Below are 20,054 nucleotides of genomic sequence, written 5' to 3'. Positions count from 1 at the left end.
TTATTTCGTCATGACCAGCGTGACCCAATCATCGATCATCACTGCCTCAACCAGGCGCAAACCGGCGTCCAGGAGCGGCTGCTCCGCTTCATGGCGGCGTTCTTCGATAATGCCACTGGCGATAAGTATCCCGCCCGGGGCCAGCACTCCGGCAAGCTGGGGAGCAATGGCGCCGATGACCCGCGCAATGATATTTGCCAGCACCATGTTGTACCGGTTCTGCACGCGCCCGGCCTCTGCCTCGTCGAGCGTTCCCAGCGCCACGGTAATGCGATCTTCCAGTCTATTGGCCGCGGCGTTGGCCGCGGCGCTTTCAACAGCCACGCTGCTATTATCGATGCAATAGACCTCGGAAGCGCCCAATTTCGCGGCGGCCAGCGCCAGAATGCCCGAGCCGGTGCCGACATCCAGCACGCGCATACCAGGCCGGACGCGCTGTTCCACCTGCTCGAGACACATGCGAGTGGTGGGATGCAGGCCGGTGCCGAAAGCCATGCCCGGATCGAGTTCCAGCATGACCTCGTCATCTTTGGGAGTGTAGTCGCGCCAGGATGGGCGAATGACCAGGCGGCGACCAATATGTGTCACGTGGTAATAGTCTTTCCAGGCGTTGGCCCAATCCTCCTCGTTCACGACGCGGGTTTGCAGGTCTCCCACAAATTGCGAACCCAGGCTGGATAAATGCCAGAGTCCCTCGGCGACATGTTGGCGAGTCTCCTCCTCTTTTCCATCCATAGGCAGGTAGGCGCACACGTTCACAGGCTCGCCCGCCAGTACCCTGTACTCCTGCCCCTCGTCTACCAGTTCAATTGGTTCCTCAATTGCCACACCGCCCGGCGTATAGCGGCTCAACAGCTCGCTCACCGATTCGATCGCTTCTGGATGCGTCCGCACCTTCAACTCTAACCAACGCATGAAAATGATGCTCTCCTCAAAAAGTTTATACAGGGGCCGATTGATCGGCCCCCGCGTCCATTGCTGGAATAATTTGTGAACAACCAAAATCGGCCCCGAATGGATGGCACTATAATTCCTGGTGCGCGATGAATCTGGCCCTTACGCAATACTCAGGTCATAGTAGCCGTAAGTCGTTCGTATCTCAAATCCACATGAAAGATACAGCCCGACGGCATTCGTATTATTGGTCTCAACGTCGAGCATAATGCCCCTGGTGCTTCCGGCGCGCAGCATGCGGATGATGTCTTGCAGCAATTGCCTGCCGTAGCCGCGACCCTGGTACTCCGGTCTCACGCCGAAACCGTAAATGCCAAATTCCTCCTCCAGGTCGTCCAGGCGCAGGCAGGCAACGGGTTCCTCACCCAGCAGGCCGAGATAGAAGGTACACCAGGGACGGCGCAAGCATATCTCCGTATATGATCTTGATCGTTGTAGATCATCGCCAAAGCTCGTAGCATGAATTAATGCTATGGCTTCCAGGTCTTCGGCTCCTGCCTTGCGCACGTGCAGTTGCGGGCTGACGACCGGTTTCTCGTGAAAGGTTCCCAGCACCATTTCGTGTTCGGAAAAGTCATGGTGAGCTCCCACAGCCTGCGCAAATGCCTTGCCGGAAAGGGAGCCATCCTCGCAAACGAGGATCAGTTTCTTCACTCCGCGCCGGTCGCATTCCTCTCGCGCTGCCGCAAGCAGAGCGCTAAAGATACCCCTGCGCCGGTAATCCGGGTGGACCATACCGGTCAGTTCTTTTTCCAGGACGCCATGGCTATCGATGTTCAGATAGCCGGCAAGCCTGGCATCCTCGTAATAGAGAAAATCGTTGGTTTGATCGCCGGTACGCTTTTTGAGCCATTCTGTACTCAGGCGCATACGCAGGCCCTCGTATGCATTGCAGGTGGCTATGAGCTGCTCAATGGCCGCAAGCTCTACATCCGAGAGCGTTTGCCTTTTGACCAGGCCTGATTTATGTATTTCAAGCATGCATTTCCCTTAAAACACGGCCGGTTCCATGTATTCGCCGAAGACCGCGCGGAAGACATCCATGATCTCGCCCAGCGTGGCATAGACCTTGACGGCTTCGATGATGGCCGGCATCGTATTCTCGGTGCCTTCGGCAACGCGACGCAGGTTATCCAGCGCGCGTTTGACGGCTGCATTATCGCGCTCGCGGCGCACGCGATTGAGACGCTCGAGGTGCGCGCGCTCTCCGACACGGTCGATATACAGCGTTGGAACCTTGATATCTTCTTCTATAATATAATCGTTGACGCCGACGATGGTGCGCCTGTGCTGGTCGATCTCCTGCTGGTAGCGATAGGCCGATTCGGCAATTTCGCGCTGGAAGAAGCCGTTCTGGATGCAGGCCAGCACGCCGCCAAGCGCATCGATGCGATCCAGGTAGTCCTTAGTCGCCTGCTCCGTCTCGTCCGTCAGCTTCTCTATAAAGTAGGAGCCACCAACAGGATCGACGGTATTGACGACACCGCTTTCGCTGGCGATGATCTGCTGCGTGCGCAAGGCAATCAGTACGGCCCTTTCAGTGGGTAGCGCCAGCGCCTCGTCCAGCGAGTTGGTGTGCAGCGAGTTGGTGCCGCCGAGTACGGCAGCCAGCGCCTGAATCGTCGTGCGTATGATGTTGTTATCGGGCTGTTGAGCCGTTAACGACACGCCAGCCGTCTGAGCATGGCAGCGCATGAGCCATGAGCGCGGGTCTTTCGCTCCATAGCGCTCGCGCATCAGCTTCGCCCACAGCCTGCGACCGGCGCGGAATTTGGCGATCTCTTCAAAAAAGTCATTATGCACGTCAAAGAAGAATGACAGCCGGGGCGCGAATTCGTCGATCTTCAGGCCGCGTTTGAGCGCGGCATCGACATAGGCCAGGCCATCAGCGATGGTGAATGCCAGCTCCTGAACGGCGGTTGCTCCGGCCTCGCGAATATGGTAGCCGCTGATGCTGATGGTGTTCCAGCGCGGCATGTAGCGCGTGCCAAATTCGATGGTATCCGTTACCAGGCGCATCGACGGCTCCGGCGGGAACAGGAACTCCTTCTGTGCGCTATACTCTTTCAAAATGTCGTTTTGCAGCGTGCCGCCCAGTTTCTCCCTGGGGAAGCCCTGCTTCTCGGCGTTGACGATATACATGGCCCAGATCACGGATGCCGGACTATTGATGGTCATGGACGTGGTGATCTTGTCGAGGGGTAGGCCCTCAAACAGGATTTCCATGTCCGCCAGTGAAGAGACAGCGACACCGCACTTACCGAATTCGCCCGCCGCCAGCGGATGATCGGTGTCATAGCCATACAGCGTGGGCATGTCAAACGCCGTCGAGAGGCCCGTTTGACCTTGCGAGAGCAGGTACTTGAAGCGCTTATTGGTGTCCTCTGCCGTGCCAAAACCGGCAAACATGCGCATCGTCCAGGGCTTCGCGCGGTACATGGTGGGCTGCACGCCGCGAGTATAGGGATATTCGCCGGGGAAGCCGAGGTCGCGCTCGTAATCCAGGTTCGCGTTATCCAGCGGCGTATAGACGCGCTCGATAGGGACGCCGGACGTGGTCATGCGGTCCGCGCGTTCGGGCATGCGCTCCAACGACTTGCGCACGGTGGTATCCTCCCACCGCTGCTTCTCAACCTGAAGACGCGCCAGTTCGTCTTTATCAAAAAGGGTGCCCTGTTCGTATACGGGCTGATCTTTCGTCTCCGGTGCTTTCTGCTCAAGCATGATCGATGATTCCTCCTCGTTGAGGTGCTGGGAAATGACGTTTTCGCGAATCGTGTACCGCTAAGGGGCACACTTAGATACATATTACTCTTCTTAGAGTATTGTACCATATTCAAGGTTGGGGAATGGTGAGGGAGGTAGATGAGACAGCCAAATCATCCAATGGCCTGTTCCCACCCCAAAATTGGCTCATGACTCCTCGCCTTGCCTTATGGTATACTTCTACATAAGGGAGCCAGGCCACATGGAGCAAACAAGACGCAACGTTTCTGACCTATCTCAAGCCGAATATGACATCCGCGAAGAGCAAGTGATCTCCATTCCCGCAGCCGGGCGCGACCTCACGCTGGTCAGCGCGGCCCACGCCGTCATTCACGCCATGTCGGTGCTGATGCCGCTGATCTATCCCATCATCCAGGTTGAATATCACCTGAGCTATACCCAGATTGGCCTCATCGTTGCCATACCCAACGCTGTCGGCGGCCTGTTACAGATTATTTTCGGCCTGCTCAGTCGCTATATCCTGCGCAAGGTGATGCTGGGCGTGGGCAATATTCTGGTCGGCGCCAGCACATTCTTTACCGGCACCATCACCGGCTTCTGGACACTGATGCTGTGGACTATGCTCTCGCGCATCGCCGGGGCGCCGCAACACCCGGTAGGCAGTTCGTATCTCTCCGACCGCTACGGTCGCAAAAGGCACGGGTACGCGCTGGCATGGCACGTGGCAGGTGGCAATATCGGCACGCTGGCAGTGCCACTCATCGCGGGCCCGCTGCTCGGCATGTGGGGATGGCGACCGGTTCTCTACGTCGCGGCCCTGCCGGGCATCCTGATAGGCATCGCGATACTGATCCTGGTCGATGAAAAAGATTTGCTAGACCGGCGTGTCCCACGCCAGAAGTCAGAGCCAGGCGCCGGACAGTCCCGGCAATGGTCAATGCGCAATGTGACGACAGGTATAAAAATGCTCTTCGAGCCGCTGCGCAATCGCACGCTGGCAGTTATCATGCTTGTCTCGATCATCGCCGCCGGTGGGCGCGGCCTGGGCAACGTCACCACCTACGTCCCGCTTTACTTGCAGAATATTCGGCATCTGAACAGCACGACCATCAGCATTTTCTTCACCATCCTGCTGCTCGGCAGCGTATTGGGGCCGCTGCTGGGCGGTCGCCTCTCCGACTGGATTGGGCGCCGCCGCATGCTGTTCTTCTTCTACGGAGCCTCGGCTGTCACCACCATCCTCTTCATTGTGGTGGCAGGCCCAGATATGCCGCTCTGGCTCATCCCACTCTCGCTGGTGCTGATGGGTTTTGCCGTGTATGCCGAAAGTCCGCTCCTGCAGGCATATCTTGCCGACACCTCACCTTCCGCTATTCGCGACACCTCTTTCGGCCTCTACTTCGCCCTGGCATTCGGGATTGGCTCCATCTGGAGCGGCATCCTGGGCTGGATCATCGATCATTACGGCTTCGGCGCGGCATTCTGGACGATGGCGGGGTCGTATGTTGCCGCCGGGTTGCTGCTTTTGCTGATCCGGCGGGAAGCTCCTGCTGGCGATCCGGGCAAAGAATAGTCAGCGTACAGTCGTTTCCCCGCTACCCGATCTGGTTAAATTGGAGGGCACCTGCATCTTCATAAGGATTATTCGGGTTGGGAAAATACCAGAATCCATCTATATCTCCATTTTGCGCGACAACAGCATAGTATTCAGAGCCTGCTGGCGCTCCCTCAAATTCATTGCTATTGGTGAATATCAGGAAGACACCTGTCTGGTAGCCCCAATTTTGAATCACGTAATTGAGGTATTGCTGATCGTCGGCGCTGAAAAGGCTCAGTGGTCCATCCTGTCCCGAAACAGGGGTACTGTTCCCTTGTTGAAACCCTGTATATGTCCCTGAGAATGCGCTGCCCTGGACCGTCAATTGCATAGTTACACCATCTCCAGTATAACTGGCTCCGCCATATGGGTCTTGCCAGGTCCCACTGCCGAAAACACCAGGCTGTGTGGGTGTGGGCGTTGGTGATGGCAGAGGAGCTGGTGTCGGCGAAGGAGTGGGAGTAGGTGTGGGAGTAGAACCCGGAGCTGTCGGAGAAGGAGTAGGGCCTGGCGGTACCTGAGTAGCTGTAGGCGTTGGGGCAGGGGTAGGATTTGTTCTAGAGGTAGAGGCCGGTGTTGGATTTTGTGCAGGTGTTGGCGCAGGTACGGATGCAGAAGGGGTAAGATGTACTGTAGGAGTGGAAGTAGGAGGGTTATCCTGAGCCAGATTCATAGGCAGTGTGGCTGTGGGGGAAGTTTGCCTATAAACAGGAGAGTCTGGAGAGGAAGTACAGGCAGAGAGTATGATCGAGAGTATGAGGAAGCTGAGGCAAAATACCGGGGTAAAGGGGATACGGAAAGGTCGGCTGTCCATCTTCGTGTCCTTTCCCTTCAAACAAAGGGCTTACCTTATTCAGCCGGGCGCCGTTCAAAATATAGTATGTATCTATTGCGAGAGCTAAAAAATAGAACGGGCATCAAAAAACTCGCTGAGTGCCAGTATGCTTGAAGGCAAAATTTCAGTAATTCCGAACATTATTTTGAGCAATAAAACCGGAAATACTGTTACTCATCTATTATGAGTTTTGTGCAGTATAAACGAGGCATTTATTTTTGTCAATCAATTAAATGCGAAAGCCCCTTTTTGCCCATCCCATGTGCTACAAATGACAAACCACAAAACACTACAACAAAACAGAACATCTATTGTGAGGACTTAGGAAGGGTATTTGCAGACCTGATCTGGCTATATAGGCCGATAAATCGGCGGTGGGCGCGATAAATCGGCCCCTACGGCCCGTAGGGGCCGATTTATCGGCCCGTGTCGGTTGCCGGAATAGGTTGGTAGAATCCAAGATCGGCCTCGCGTTCAATGCCGGAGTAGTTTGTCAAAAACGATTACCGGCCCACTAAGGCCATGCAGATGAAATTCCCAAAGAGCATAGATCAGGCGCGTCTACACCTCGACCGCCATCGCTACGGCCTCGCCGCCGCCCAGGCAGAGCGTAGCCAGGCCGCGCCCACCACCACGACGGCGCAATTCATAGATTAGCGTCGTCAGGACGCGCGAGCCGCTGGAGCCGATGGGGTGGCCAAGAGCGATAGCGCCGCCGTTGACGTTGACACGCGACCAGTCCCAGTCGAGCTCTTTGCCGTTTGCCAGCGCCTGGGCCGCGAATGCCTCGTTGACCTCGATGAGGTCGAAATCGCTCAATTTGAGGCCGGTGCGCTCTAAGAGGCGACGCACGGCGCGTGGGGGCGCGGCGAAGATGTAGCGCGGCGTAATCGCGGCTGTAGCATAGCCGGTGATGCGCGCGAGGGTGTTCATGCCATTTGCCCTGGCGAAGTCGCTATCCACTACAACGGTGGCCGAGGCACCATCGCTCAGGCCGGGAGCGTTGCCAGCTGTCACGGTGCCGCCCTCCTGGAAAACAGGCATCAGTTTTGCCAGCGCATCCATCGAGGTATCGCCGCGAATGGGTTCATCGGTATCTACCACCAGCACGCCCTTTTTCTGCTTCACCTCGATAGGCACAATCTCGTCCCGAAAACGACCGGCACTGGTGGCAGCAAGCGCCTTCTGGTGACTCTCAAACGAGAAACGATCCTGCTCCTGGCGAGTCACGCCATATTTCTCGGCGATGATCTCGGCCTCCTTGCCCATGTGAATATTTTCGAAGGCGCACCAGAGGCCATCATGCACGACGGCATCGATGAGCTTGCCATCGCCCATGCGATAGCCTGTACGGGCCTTCTCCAGGAGATAGGGCGCGTTGCTCATGCTTTCCATGCCGCCCGCGACAAACGCTTTTGCATCTCCAGCACGAATGGCCTGCGCCGCCAGCATAACGGCTTTGAGACCGGAGCCGCATACCTTGTTGATGGTGAGCGCGGGAGTATCGTCGGGGAGTCCGGCATGCAGCGCGGCCTGGCGCGCGGGCGCCTGCCCAATTCCAGCCGAGACGACATTGCCCATAATTACTTCATCGAGCGCGTCCGGCGCGATACCGGAGCGGCGTACAACTTCTTTAATCACGATTGCACCGAGCTGGGGTGCGCTAAAACCGGCAAGATTGCCAAGAAATTTGCCCGTTGGCGTGCGAACCGCGCCAACGATCACTGCATCACGTTCTGCCATGTTTTGATTCTCCTGAGCAATCCCGGAAATGCCTTGCTATTCCACAACGCTGTGAGTTTTGCAGTACGAACCACCAGAAAGGGACTGCTCGATAGGTGGACCTGCATTCACTCAATTGTACCTTCCATCAACGAGGTGGGTCAAACAGATAATATTCCTCTGGTGATTCTTCAGAAGTGGGGCAGAGATTCTTCGCTTTGCTCAGAATCTGGTGCGCTTCTGAGGCTCCTTGGACTGGGAACAGCTGCGGAATCACCAGAAACTCTCGCCTTGTATTTTCCCCTTTTCTATTGTAACGTTATAAGGCATAACAGTAAGTGATGGCCTGAGACAAGATAAGGCAGGTTGCATACTATAGAGAGGAGTTCGTAATTTGGCTACAGGACAACCCACACAGCAGAGCATTCTGGACGACTTGCAGGAAGATGACGCGCGTTTTAAGAGGCTCATTAATCATTTGAGCGATGGGCAACAACAGGAAGCGTTCACACCAGAGGGGTGGTCGGTCAAGGATTTCCTGGCGCATATGGCCCATTGGAAAGCGGCGACACTCAAGCTTATTGCGGCGTATACGCATGACCAGCCGCTTCCACCTGTGATGCCATCGGGAGACGAGGCCAACGCGGAAGCGCGAGAAATCGATCAGGCGCTTTCGCTGCCCCAGGTGCGCAACTACTGGGAGGAAACGCACCAGAGCTTTACCCATCTCGTCGCCGACGAACTGGATGACGAGAAACTGCAAGAGAAGGTACGCCCGCCCTGGGATGAAGGCCCGGAGATGCCAATTTGTACCATCATTACGGATATCTGCGGGCATGACGCGGAACATTTCGAGTTAATCGAACAATACTTCGAGATACCAGATAATCTTGAGGTTCCTGATTGAGAATTCTGTCCCTGATGAGTTTTCACGATTATGGTGAGCCTGTCACGGCTTAGGCGGCAGCGTCCCCATATGGAAATTCGCGGGCACACTCATATTCCACATATCACCTGGCACCTGGGATGATGGCATCAGCTTGAGGCTCTGGTACATGGGTTTGCCTGTGCCGGGGCCGGTCACTCCTTGCAGCACATTTACCGGCTGGTACTGCATGTTGAGCAGCAGCACGAGGCCGTTTTTCAGGCGGATACAGTAGACTGGCTGCCCTTGAAAGGTGTCCTTATTCAGGTAGATAGCGCTGTTTGTCGCCAGATCGTGCCTGAGCTGTTCCAGGTCGAAAGCCGAGTCATCCACCATCCATTGATCGGCCCCCCATTGAGCAACATGATTCTTCATATCCATGCCCAGTACTTCGCCGCTCTTTTCATCCGCTACTGCGACCACGTCCAGCGAGCCGCCAACGGTCTCGACGTGCATCATATGCATGCCAAGGTTATCGTAAGTATAGACATTGTAACGCGTCCCATTTTTCCCGGTGCCGGTCTCGCTATGGTAAAGAACATAGCTGCTCCAGGAAAGGCTTTGCGGCAGGCTAAATGTATGCCGCCCGGTACTCACAGGCGACAGGCCATTCATGAACAATGCGGTGAATAAAGCTACGACAAGTACGGCAGCTGTTGCCAGGGAACCTACCAGCCAGGCAGGACGCCTGGACCGGTGAATCGGCGCCGGGCGCGAAGGATTGATACGCGCTCCACTGCGTTGCGCTGAGGCCCCTACAGGCATGTTAGAGGAGGCCAGGGCGGCCATTATTGCGCGATCAACACGCGGTGATGGGGTGGTCTGCGCGAGGCCCGATGCAACAAGATGCGTTGTTTGCTGTAATTGCTGCAATGTGGCGGCGCAATCTGGACAGGTATTGACATGTTCGGATAAGAGCGCAGTTTGTTGTGGCGCCAGGTCGTCCATAATCGCCAGGTAGAGGCGCACGATTTCACAAACCTGGGGGCCTGTCTCGCCCGGCTGCGGTATGGGTGGCAGGTTGTACTCACTCATCGTACCGGCCCCCGTTCTTTATCCGCTGCATCCTGCTTGCTGAGGCGCTCGTAGTACTCGGCGAACATACGTTTCGCACGCGAGATACGAGTTGCAGCCGCGTTGGGCGATATGCCTACGATTTCCGCAATTTCCTGGTAAGGCACACCCTGGGCGGCATTCAGGATCAGCGCGATGGCGTAATCCTGGGGCATACTTGCAAGGGTCTGTCGAATATGGTCTCGTTCCGCTATCTCCGGTATGCCGCCGCTACCGGCAGGCAAATAGGAATTTTCTTCCTCAAGATGGGTTTCGCCCCACTCGCTGTTCGCCTTGCGTCGTGAAAGCGGCCACCAGGAGATGCGCTTGCGCCGCCGCATCTGATCAACACATAAATTGGTCGCGATCTTGTAGAGCCAGGCGGAAAGCTTGTCCCGCTCATAGAGATCATTCCAGGCGGTAAATGCGCGTATGAATACTTCCTGTGTGATATCGTCCGAGTCCTCCTGGTTGCCAAGCAGGCGGAAAATATACGAATGGATCGGTCGGCGGAAACGCTCATAAATTTCTTCGACCGTTAGCGACTCACCTGTTGTAGAAGCAGTATTGCGAGCCAACGAGGATGCCTGTATATCCTGCACATTGCGCTCTTTATCCGTCTTCATGCTGGCATGCGTTCTTTCATGCGGCTGGGAAGCCCCAGGCCTGGCTTCAGTAAGGGCATTTCCTGGATGCAATAGAAGCCCTTCGGCTGCGGTTCTGGAATACCCTACAAGTTCTGTAAGTAGTATACCAGCTATCGTGACGGAAAAGAAACGGAACATATTGCTTTGCTCTTTCAAGATATCTATCTGTCCTATCAGCTTTCCTATGGAGAAACAGGAAAACAATAGAGTATAACTGGTGATTCCCCAGAAGTGGGCCGGGCGACTGAAACCGGGGCGGCTGGACGACTTCGGCGAGAGATTCTTCCCCTTCGTTCCTCAGGGCTTCGGCTTCCTACGCTCAGAATGACATGGCCCTGGATACACCTGGCTATGTCCGGGGCCATGTCATTCTGAGCGTAGCGAAGAATCTCTCGCGCACTTTTGGGCAATCACCAGGGCATAACTCTCGTTTTCACTTTCTAACACGTTACTTACCGCGTCCTTTTACAAGTTTTGTTGGAATCTCAGGCCTTGACCATGTCATTCTTCGCTGCGCTCAGAATCCCGGCAGGCTGCACAAATAACAGGATTCCTTCTTCAAGCCTGACAGACATGTCATTCTGAGCGCAGCGAAGAATGACATGGCCGGCTCAGTTTTTTTATGGCTTGCTATGCGCCTGGAAATCTGGAATGCTGAGAATAGCAGAGAAACAACTTGCACGCACCCGTTCTTTTTGAAGAGGGCAGAGATAGAGAATAGGAACATCGTCCTACCAATGAGGCAGGCCGTTTGTGAAAAGCAGAGATTTACTTATCATGGATGTAGGGGCGCTACCCTGTGAACTTTTATGAACGTCCAATCGCCCTCGTATATTGCCAATAATTAGAAGAGGTTTTTATGCCAATTGATGAATCGGGGCCTTCCTCGTATAGGAAGTCCCTACAATCTGGAAATCGATATGGACTCAGGGGCATACCCACGTCGTCGCCCGCTCCCCGTCCTCCCGCGGAATCCCCACGGTGGAAGATACGTCCCAGGGTTATTTTCCCATTGCTCGCCATTCTATTGATCACCGGGGCGTTAAGCTGGCGCTTCAGCGGCAATTTTACCCATGCTGCTCCTGCCGGCGGCAGCGTCACATTTCCAGGCACCGTTTCTCCCATCATCAAGCGTAGCCACCTGCAGGGGCAGGCAGACCCGAATCAGCAAATTTCGCTCTCCATTGGGCTGCGCCTGAGCAATGCCGATGGCCTGAAACACTATGTAGAGGATATTACCAATCCCAAATCATTGAACTATCATCGCTATCTGACACCCGCGCAGGTATCAGACGTTTTTGGGCCGGATAAAGCGACCTATAACGCGCTGCTGCAGTTTCTACAACAATCCGGTTTTACGATTAAAGCCACCTATAGACATCGTCTTCTGATTACGTTTAGTGGTACGGTTGGGCAGGTGGAGAGTGTATTTCATGTGCAGATCAACAATTATACCGCGCCTGGTGGTCACCAATTTTATGCGAATCCTGGCGACCCGCAGCTTCCAGCGACACTGGCAGGAGCAGTATTGAGCATCAGCGGACTCAACAACGCGCTGCACTGGCAACACGCGTCATTAGACGAAAAGAATCTCCCATCAAACCCGCAAGGAGCTTCAGTGACTTGCTTAGGGCATGGAAACAACTATTTGACACCCGACCAGACGGCCTCGGCCTACAACCTGAATGGCCTGTACAGCGCGGGCTACTCGGGCGAGGGGCAGACGGTCGCGCTTTTCGAACTCGATACCTACCAGATGAGCGACCTCACCAACTACGCCTCCTGCTTCGGTCACGCGCACCCGGCCATTCAGACGGTTGTGACAGGTTCCAATCCGGTCCCTACTGATGACGGCGTTGCGGAGGTCGAACTGGATGCCGAACTTGTGCTGAGCGCCGCACCTCAGCTTGGCATATTGCGCATTTACGAGGCCGCCAACGATGAATCGGACTACAATGCCGAGTGGGCGCAAATCGTCCAGGATGCCGTTCCGGTGGTAAGCACGAGCTGGGGTGCGTGCGAAAATGATATCGGGCAGCAGGAAGCCCAGCAAGAAAATGCCTTCTTCATGGAAGCCGTCGCGCAAGGACAGAATATCTTCGCTGCCTCCGGCGACAGCGGCAGCGCGGGCTGCTATTTCGATGGGTCGTCTTCGAGTATATTGAATGCCGGAGACCCTGGCGCGCAGCCCTTCGTAACGGGAGTCGGCGGCACCAGCCTGACCTTGAACGGCCCCTCGTATGGCAGCGAAACCACGTGGAATAACTCCTATGGCGCTTCCGGCGGCGGCATCAGTCAATTCTGGCAATCGCCAACCTGGCAGATTGCTCCCGGCGTCATTAACAGCTACACTTCGGGAGCGCCCTGCAATGCCCCACAGGGAAGCTTCTGCCGCGAAACGCCGGATGTTTCTTTAAACGCGGACCCGACTACCGGCTACTTGATCTACTGCACGTCGCCCGCCGTTTCTTACTGCAAGAACAACGGCCCCTGGGTCGTCATCGGCGGTACGTCGGCAGCCGCGCCAATGTGGGCAGCGATGATGACGCTTACCAACGAGATGTCGCTGAAAACGGGCGGCTTCAACCTGGGCTTCGTTGCACCACTGCTCTACCAGGTTGGTAACAACCAGTCCAGCTACAGCGCCAGCTTCCATGATATTACAAGCGGCAACAACGACTACAACAACTTGAACGGCGGCGTTTATCCAGCCACCGCCAATTACGACATGGCGACGGGCCTGGGCAGCTACAACGCCTTCACGCTGGCGAGCAACCTGGTGTCGCTGGCGCTAAACCAGTCCGGTTCGCGTTCTGCCCCCGCCAGCAGGACGTGGTACTTCGCCGAAGGCAGTGTAGGCGGCAGCTTCCAGGAATTTTTGACCCTGGAGAACCCCAACACCAGCCAGGCGGCTACCGTCAGCGTCACTTACCTGTTCCAGTCGCGTTCGTCGGTGACGATTACGCATACCGTTCCCGCCAGTTCGCGCTTCACCGTCAACGTGAACTCGGATTTGAATATCCCGCCATCCGCCTCGCATCAGTCCATTTCGGCGGTTGTCCAGGTGACCAGCGGTCCAGCGATCATTGCCGAACGGCCGATGTACTTTAACTTCCAGGGGATTCAGAGCGGAACCGATGTGCTCGGAGCGACCGCGCCGGGGCAATCTTTCTTCTTCTCCTATGCTGATACGCGCCAGTCCGGTCGCAGCTACTATTCGTACATTACCATGCTCAATCCGAGCAGCACGCAGACGGCTACGGCCACTATCACCTACTACACCGGTTCTTGCGGGCGAAATGGCCAGCCGTCGTGTCCTCAGCAGGTGATCTCCATTCCCCCGCTGCATCGCGGCACAGGCGCGCCCCCGGCGAACAGCCAGGTTTCGGTCTATGTCACTTCCAACCTGCCCATCGTCGTTGAGCGGCCGATGTACTTCCGCGATACCGTTCCCAATGCGGGCGGGCTTACAACCGGCGCGGCCAGCGTTGTTGGCGTCCCGGTTCCCGGTAATGACTGGCTCTTTGCCGAGGGCTATACCGCCAAAGATTTCCAGGAATACTTCGAACTGGCCAACTTCGACTCGTCGACGCCTGCTACCGCCACTATTAAGCTCGAATACAGCAATGGGCATACGCAGGCCATTCAGGTAACGGTTCCACCCCTGGGTCGCTACGTGTTAGATGTCAACCAGGCCAACGCTCATCCTTACGGCACCTGCGATGTCAATCCATGCCAGACCACGAATGATTCTTCGGCTGAAATCACCTCTACCGGGCCAATTGTAGCCGACCGCCTGATGTACTTCCACTTTGGCCCGCATTACTATTCGGGCGGCACGGAGGCCATAGGGGAGGCCGGACTATCATCCCACAACGCCTATGCATTCGCCGAAGGTTACACGGCCAACAACTTTACGGAATTTCTGACATTGCAAAACCCGACCAATGCCGATGAAACGGTCGCCGTTACGATGTTCGCCGATACCTACGTCATCCAGCAGCAGCTCGTAGTGAAGGCGCACAGCCGCCATACGCTCGACATCAACAACTATATCGTCCCGATTGCGCAATCGCATGACAATGGAGGCGCGAATGCCTACGCCGTTTCCATCATCGTGCAGTCCTTAGGCAATGGGACAACGATAGTAGTTGAGCGCCCCATGTACTTCGATTTCTATGGAGATCAAGGAGGCACGGACGTGATCGGCTTTACGGGATAATCAATGGAAGGGTCAGGCTGAAAAAAACAGGGACATTCGCGCGGATGTCCCTGTTTTTTTCAGCCTGACCCTTCCATTATTTACACCACATACCGGTACAAATCCACCTCGTACTTGTTCGTTCCCATATACCATAGAAGCATGCCAGCGCTTGTATTGCCGGGCGTCACCTCAGCGACAAAGCCATAGGCAGGGGGAGTTACCACGTGGCTCCACTTGTTAGCAACAGGGTCGTAACGCTGGATGTATGGCGAGGGCGCTGCCATGAATGCTTGGGAGGACAGGGGCTGCTCCTGGGTGTAAGGATGGGCACTTGTGGTCGCCTGCCCCGGAATACTTACAGATGCTTGCGGTGTGCTGGTGACCGGCGTCACAGGAACGGCCGTGCCCGGAGCCGTCGGGCTGCCCACCGCAGCATACAGGCCGCCGAGTATAAGCTGTCCATCAGCCGTGACAAACCAGTTGCTCAAACCGAAGAGGCCGGCGGGAGGCGCGATATCGCGCCACGTGGCCCCGGCATCGGTACTCACATGTAGCTGGAAAGCGCCAGTGATGGCCGGATAGGCCGGTGATTGCGGCAGGATATTGGGCTGGCCTGCAAGAGGTAATGGACCATTGCTCATACCGCCCGCATAGACGATATCCGGGCGGCTGGCGGCAATCTGAACCTGCGAACGGAACGGCAGGTTATCCAGCAACATGTGCCAGGTGGCTCCGCCATCAGCTGTCTTATAGAGTTGCTCGTTCGAGCCGGTGGCAGGCGCGCGAACATCCGCCGCGCCGGCAGTCTTTGCGACCGGTGGCAGCCAGGGTATGCCCAATAGCTCATAGACGGTGTTGGGATTGGATGGGTCAACGACATAATCGAACGTTCCCAGGTGCGTGGAACTTAATTGGGCATCGAATACTGTCCAGTTATGCCCGCCATCGGTGCTGGTGATGACACGCGATAGAATGCCATAGGGCGGCTGGTGTATATAGGGCTGATTTTCTAACAGCGACCATTGCAGCGCAAAAAGGTGATTTCCTGCTATGTGCAATTCCTGCACATACCATGGCATCGTCTCATTTCCAGTTATGGAGTGCAGCACCGGTGAGATGGTTTCCCAGGTCTGGCCGCCATTGGTACTATGCTTCAAAACTTCAGAAGTCTGCCCATTTCCCGCGGCTGTTACTACATAGACCTCATCGCCGTTGGCGGGATGAACGGCAACCTGGCAGCTCCCGCTCAATGCCGCCGTCTTGCCCACGTCTCGCCAGTGTGTTCCGAAGTCGGTGCTATGCAGCAACGCCAGGGGACCCGTTCCTGGCTGGCCGCTTCCTGCTGGTGCAACTGTAGCGCATGCGTAGAGGTCGGCAGGGTCGCTGCTCGCAGCCACCAGTGACGTGATGCTGTAACCTTTCAACACAAGTTGCCAGCGGCCACCGGCAGGTGTGGAACTTGCCTGGGTGCTGCCATGCTGCCTTGCCTGCGCAAAAACGAACGCGCTCAGTCCAACCACCAGCACAATCACAACGATGGCGGCGGAACCGGCCAGCCATCCTTTGCCTCGCGGACGAGTATCTCGTTGCTGGAAGGTAGGTCTGGTATCTATCCTGTCGTTATCACGCGTCTTCATCTGCTTACTCCTGCCCATTTCCTGGTAGAACTATCAGCCGTCGATTCATAGGTATAACGAAGATGAGCATAGAGAAGTTCCTGAATCAACATTGACAGAGCGCCCCGGCAGGAATAAGATATGCTCGGTGTATCAAAAGCGTAGCAGCATCTTTTACAGGTGGCGCGTAGAGCCTGGCACTAAGGAACGCAAGATGTCACAAACATATGATGGCAAGGGTGATCACCCGGTATCCGGCAATAATGATCAGGATGAACTGGAACGCCTGCTGCTGGAAGGTGTGAGTTTACCCGAAGATATTGTAGAAAGCCAACCGGCGCAAGATATCCGGACGTCGTCCCACTATAGCGAAGACGAAGAGGATGAAGAGGACGTTGTCGAGGGTGGCGATATCCAGGGCGCGATTGGATTATTCGCGGAGGCCGCGCAGGATATGGCGACTGCCGGTGTAGAACTGGGACTGGGACGCCACTTCGCCTGCGTCGATTTCTGTAACCAGGCGGCAGAAAAGTCGGCTCAAGCCGTCAGTCTGCGTCGTTTTGGGCGCCGCTCCATGTATGATCACGATTTGCGAGCGCTGGGCGCGCTGGTAGGCGCTCCCGCGGACATTCAAGAAGAGATGGCAAAGCTGACGCCATTTCATCCCGAAGCATTCTACGCTGATACTCCACCGGAGGAAGCAGACGAAGTAATGAGCGCGGAAGAGGCAAATTCCTCTGTACAAAGCGCTCGCCGCATCGTGCGTTGGGCCAGAAATATTGTTTTAGGCCCGTAGGGGCCGATTGATCGCGCCCATCGCCGATTGATCGGCCCCGTACCAGGCGAGCAATCAGAGCGATTATAAGGGCCGCCCTGGCGACAACGGGGCAACACAAAAAGATAGGGAGGTTCATTTGACAACACAAATCACACGATCAGGATTGGATGAAGCCGTAAAGCAGTCTCCACGTAAATGGGTCTATGTATTTAGTGAGGGCAATGCGAAGATGCGCGACCTGCTGGGCGGGAAAGGCGCGGGCGTGGCGGAGATGACGAACGCCGGATTGCCTGTCCCCCCCGGCTTCACGATTACCACCGAGGCATGTAACGCCTATTATGAATCCGGCAAAAAGTTCCCGCCGGGCATGTGGGAACAGGCGCTTGAGGCGCTCAAGATCGTGGAACAGCAGACGGGCAAGGGCTTTGGCCGGCAAGATAATCCCCTGCTGGTCTCCGTGCGCTCCGGGGCCAGATTCTCCATGCCGGGCATGATGGATACCGTCCTCAACCTGGGCATCAACGACGACACGGTCAAGGGGCTGGTGCAATTGACGGGCGATGAGCGCTTCGCCTACGATGCCTACCGCCGCTTCATTCAGATGTTCAGCAAAATCGTGCTGGATGTTGATCCGCAGGCATTTGAGGAAGTGCTGGACAACTATAAAGAGCGCGCGGGAGTAAAGACGGATGCCGAGATACCGGCCAATGATCTGAAACAGATGGTCGGCGAGTTCAAGCAGATCGCCGAGCGGCAGTCCGGTGAGCCTTTCCCCACCGACGTCTACCAGCAATTAAGCAAGGCCATCGAGGCCGTCTTCTCGTCCTGGAACAACAAACGCGCCATCGATTACCGCAATTTCAACAAGATTCCGCATGATCTGGGCACCGCAGTCAATGTGCAGAGCATGGTCTTCGGCAATATGGGCAACGATAGCGGTACGGGCGTTGCTTTCACGCGCAATCCCAGCACCGGCGAGAAGAAGCTCTATGGCGAGTACTTGCTGAACGCGCAGGGCGAAGATGTGGTGGCCGGCATTCGCACCCCATCGCCGATCAGCCGCCTGGAACAGGATTTACCGGATGTCTACCGGCAGTTCCAGGGAATAGCGCAGCGCCTCGAGCAGCATTATCACGATATGCAGGACCTGGAGTTCACGGTCGAAAAGGGTCGCCTCTACATGCTCCAGACGCGCTCGGCCAAGCGCACCGCGCAGGCCGCCGTGAAGGTCGCGGTGGATATGGTCGAGGAAGGACTGATTTCCGAGCAGGAGGCCGTGCAGCGCGTCGATCCTTTCCAGGTGTACCAGTTGCTGCTGCCGCGCTTCGATGAAAATCAGAAGAAGCAGGCCGAGAAAGAGGGCCGGTTACTGGCGAAAGGATTGAACGCCTCGCCCGGCGCTGCCAGGGGGAAGGCCGTATTCGACGCTGACCGTGCCGAAGAAATGGGCAAGGCCGGTACGCCGGTTGTACTGGTGCGCCCTGAGACCAGCCCCGATGACGTGCATGGCATGCTGGCCGCAAAAGGCGTGCTGACATCGCGTGGCGGCGCTACCAGTCACGCGGCGGTCGTGGCACGCGGCCTGGGTCTGCCGTGCGTGGCAGGCTGCGAGGGCATTCGAGTGAGCGAAGCCGAACGCCTCTTCCGCGTCGTTGATGGCACGCAGGTCATTCACGAGGGAGACGACATCTCGATTGACGGCACCACCGGCGAGGTATTCGCCGGCATTATCGCCACCGTCGACCCCGATTTTGAGAAGGAGACCGACCTGCGCAAACTGCTGGGTTGGGCCGATAAATTCCGCAGGCTGGGCGTATGGGCGAACGCGGATTATCCTCGCGACGCCAGGCGTGCCGTGACCTTCGGCGCCGAGGGCATCGGACTGTGCCGCACGGAGCATATGTTCATGGAGCAGGAACGCCTGCCAATCGTGCAGAAGATGATCCTGGCCAAGAACAAAGAAGAGCGCCAGGCGGCCCTCGACCAATTGCTGCCATTCCAGCGCGGCGACTTCAAGGGCATTTTCGAGGCCATGATCAATCCTGAGACCGGCGATGGCTATCCCGTCGTCATTCGCCTGATTGACCCGCCGCTGCACGAATTCCTGCCCTCATACGAGGATCTGCTGGTCGAGGTGACGCGCCTGGAGACCGAGGGCGGCCACGAGCAGGAGCTGAAGGAAAAGCGCGAAATGCTGGAAGCTGTTGGAGCTATGCGCGAGATGAACCCCATGCTCGGCCTGCGCGGCTGTCGCCTGGGACTGATTTTCCCGGAGATCAATGTCATGCAGACACGTGCCATCCTGGAGGCCGCTCTGGAGGTTGCGCGCGGAGGCAAGAAATTGCAGCCGAAGATCATGATCCCGCTCGTCGGGCATGTGAATGAACTGAAAGAGGTACGCCGCCAGCTTGAGGCTGTGGCGCAGGAGATTACGAAAGAGGCCGGTTCTGCCGTCGAATACAAGTTCGGCACGATGATCGAACTGCCACGCGCCGCGCTCACCGCCGACCAGATCGCGAAGGTGGCGCAATTCTTCAGCTTCGGCACCAACGATCTGACGCAGACCACTTTCGGTTTCAGCCGCGACGATGCCGAGGGCAAGTTCCTGCTGAAATACGTCGATGGCCTGGAGGAGCCTGGCTTGAAGGAGAAGGTCAAGATTCTGCCGGTCAACCCGTTCCAGACGCTAGACCGCGATGGTGTTGGCCAGCTGGTGCGCATGGCCGTAGAGAAAGGCCGCGCTGCCAATCCTCACCTGGAGCTTGGTATCTGCGGCGAGCATGGCGGCGACCCCGACAGCATCGAGTTCTTCAACGAGGTCGGCCTGGACTACGTCAGCTGCTCACCATTCCGCGTGCCGGTGGCGAGGCTGGCAGCGGCGCAGGCGGCGCTGAGCCACAAAGAAAAAGACAAGTAAACAGGCCAGAAGAAGAAGCGCCTGGTCTGCACAACCGTGCAAACCAGGCGCTTCTTCTTCGTGCAGGTAGGAATTCTCC

The 20,054-nt window shown here is 56.5% G+C and carries 13 protein-coding genes; 5 read left to right on the top strand and 8 right to left on the bottom strand.

The window, feature by feature from the left end; genetic code table 11:
• The 3 genes from prmA to VFA09_23365 all read right to left on the bottom strand — a co-directional run bounded on the left by prmA (position 1) and on the right by VFA09_23365 (position 3,678).
• On the bottom strand, positions 1 to 915 hold the full coding sequence (prmA, locus tag VFA09_23375; GenBank protein HZU70232.1) for a 50S ribosomal protein L11 methyltransferase: 915 nt from the start codon (positions 913 to 915) through the stop codon (positions 1 to 3).
• Between the two features lie 141 nt (positions 916 to 1,056).
• The gene (locus VFA09_23370) at positions 1,057 to 1,935 is read right to left on the bottom strand and encodes a GNAT family N-acetyltransferase (GenBank protein ID HZU70231.1); all 879 of its coding nucleotides are present in this window, start codon (positions 1,933 to 1,935) and stop codon (positions 1,057 to 1,059) included.
• Between the two features lie 9 nt (positions 1,936 to 1,944).
• Positions 1,945 to 3,678 carry a methylmalonyl-CoA mutase family protein gene (locus VFA09_23365; GenBank protein HZU70230.1) on the bottom strand — a complete coding sequence of 578 codons (1,734 nt, stop codon included), beginning with the start codon at positions 3,676 to 3,678 and terminating at the stop codon, positions 1,945 to 1,947.
• A 244-nt stretch (positions 3,679 to 3,922) separates the two neighbouring features.
• On the opposite strand from VFA09_23365, the gene VFA09_23360 reads away from it, so the two are divergent.
• Positions 3,923 to 5,254, top strand: coding sequence for an MFS transporter (locus VFA09_23360; GenBank protein ID HZU70229.1), 1,332 nt, complete (start codon positions 3,923 to 3,925; stop codon positions 5,252 to 5,254).
• Positions 5,255 to 5,276: 22 nt separating this feature from the next.
• Here VFA09_23360 and VFA09_23355 read toward each other — a convergent pair whose 3' ends face one another.
• Positions 5,277 to 6,092: a hypothetical protein gene (locus VFA09_23355; protein HZU70228.1), complete on the bottom strand. Its 816-nt coding sequence runs from the start codon at positions 6,090 to 6,092 to the stop codon at positions 5,277 to 5,279.
• Positions 6,093 to 6,674: 582 nt separating this feature from the next.
• The gene (locus VFA09_23350) at positions 6,675 to 7,856 is read right to left on the bottom strand and encodes an acetyl-CoA C-acetyltransferase (protein ID HZU70227.1); all 1,182 of its coding nucleotides are present in this window, start codon (positions 7,854 to 7,856) and stop codon (positions 6,675 to 6,677) included.
• A gap of 373 nt (positions 7,857 to 8,229) precedes the next feature.
• On the opposite strand from VFA09_23350, the gene VFA09_23345 reads away from it, so the two are divergent.
• Complete coding sequence (locus tag VFA09_23345; protein ID HZU70226.1) at positions 8,230 to 8,742, top strand: DinB family protein; 513 nt, start codon at positions 8,230 to 8,232, stop codon at positions 8,740 to 8,742.
• Between the two features lie 42 nt (positions 8,743 to 8,784).
• Here VFA09_23345 and VFA09_23340 read toward each other — a convergent pair whose 3' ends face one another.
• Both VFA09_23340 and VFA09_23335 read right to left on the bottom strand, forming a co-directional pair.
• Positions 8,785 to 9,795, bottom strand: a complete 1,011-nt coding sequence (locus tag VFA09_23340; GenBank protein HZU70225.1) for a hypothetical protein — start codon at positions 9,793 to 9,795, stop codon at positions 8,785 to 8,787.
• Complete coding sequence (locus VFA09_23335) at positions 9,792 to 10,439, bottom strand: RNA polymerase sigma factor (GenBank protein ID HZU70224.1); 648 nt, start codon at positions 10,437 to 10,439, stop codon at positions 9,792 to 9,794. The genes VFA09_23340 and VFA09_23335 overlap by 4 nt, the downstream gene beginning before the upstream one ends.
• Positions 10,440 to 11,319: 880 nt before the next feature.
• On the opposite strand from VFA09_23335, the gene VFA09_23330 reads away from it, so the two are divergent.
• Positions 11,320 to 14,682 carry a S53 family peptidase gene (locus VFA09_23330; protein ID HZU70223.1) on the top strand — a complete coding sequence of 1,121 codons (3,363 nt, stop codon included), beginning with the start codon at positions 11,320 to 11,322 and terminating at the stop codon, positions 14,680 to 14,682.
• 80 nt (positions 14,683 to 14,762) lie between these two features.
• Here VFA09_23330 and VFA09_23325 read toward each other — a convergent pair whose 3' ends face one another.
• Positions 14,763 to 16,301 (bottom strand): sialidase family protein, encoded by a 1,539-nt coding sequence (locus tag VFA09_23325; protein HZU70222.1) that lies wholly within the window; start codon positions 16,299 to 16,301, stop codon positions 14,763 to 14,765.
• A 193-nt stretch (positions 16,302 to 16,494) separates the two neighbouring features.
• On the opposite strand from VFA09_23325, the gene VFA09_23320 reads away from it, so the two are divergent.
• Positions 16,495 to 17,076: a HEPN domain-containing protein gene (locus VFA09_23320; protein ID HZU70221.1), complete on the top strand. Its 582-nt coding sequence runs from the start codon at positions 16,495 to 16,497 to the stop codon at positions 17,074 to 17,076.
• Positions 17,077 to 17,194: 118 nt separating this feature from the next.
• On the top strand, positions 17,195 to 19,975 hold the full coding sequence (gene ppdK / locus VFA09_23315; GenBank protein ID HZU70220.1) for a pyruvate, phosphate dikinase: 2,781 nt from the start codon (positions 17,195 to 17,197) through the stop codon (positions 19,973 to 19,975).
• Positions 19,976 to 20,054 lie beyond the last annotated feature (79 nt).

This window comes from Ktedonobacteraceae bacterium (genome assembly GCA_035653615.1).
In the GTDB taxonomy this organism is placed as follows: domain Bacteria; phylum Chloroflexota; class Ktedonobacteria; order Ktedonobacterales; family Ktedonobacteraceae; genus DASRBN01.
Note: the sequence above shows the minus strand (reverse complement) of the source record. Positions and strands in the feature narration are given on the sequence as shown.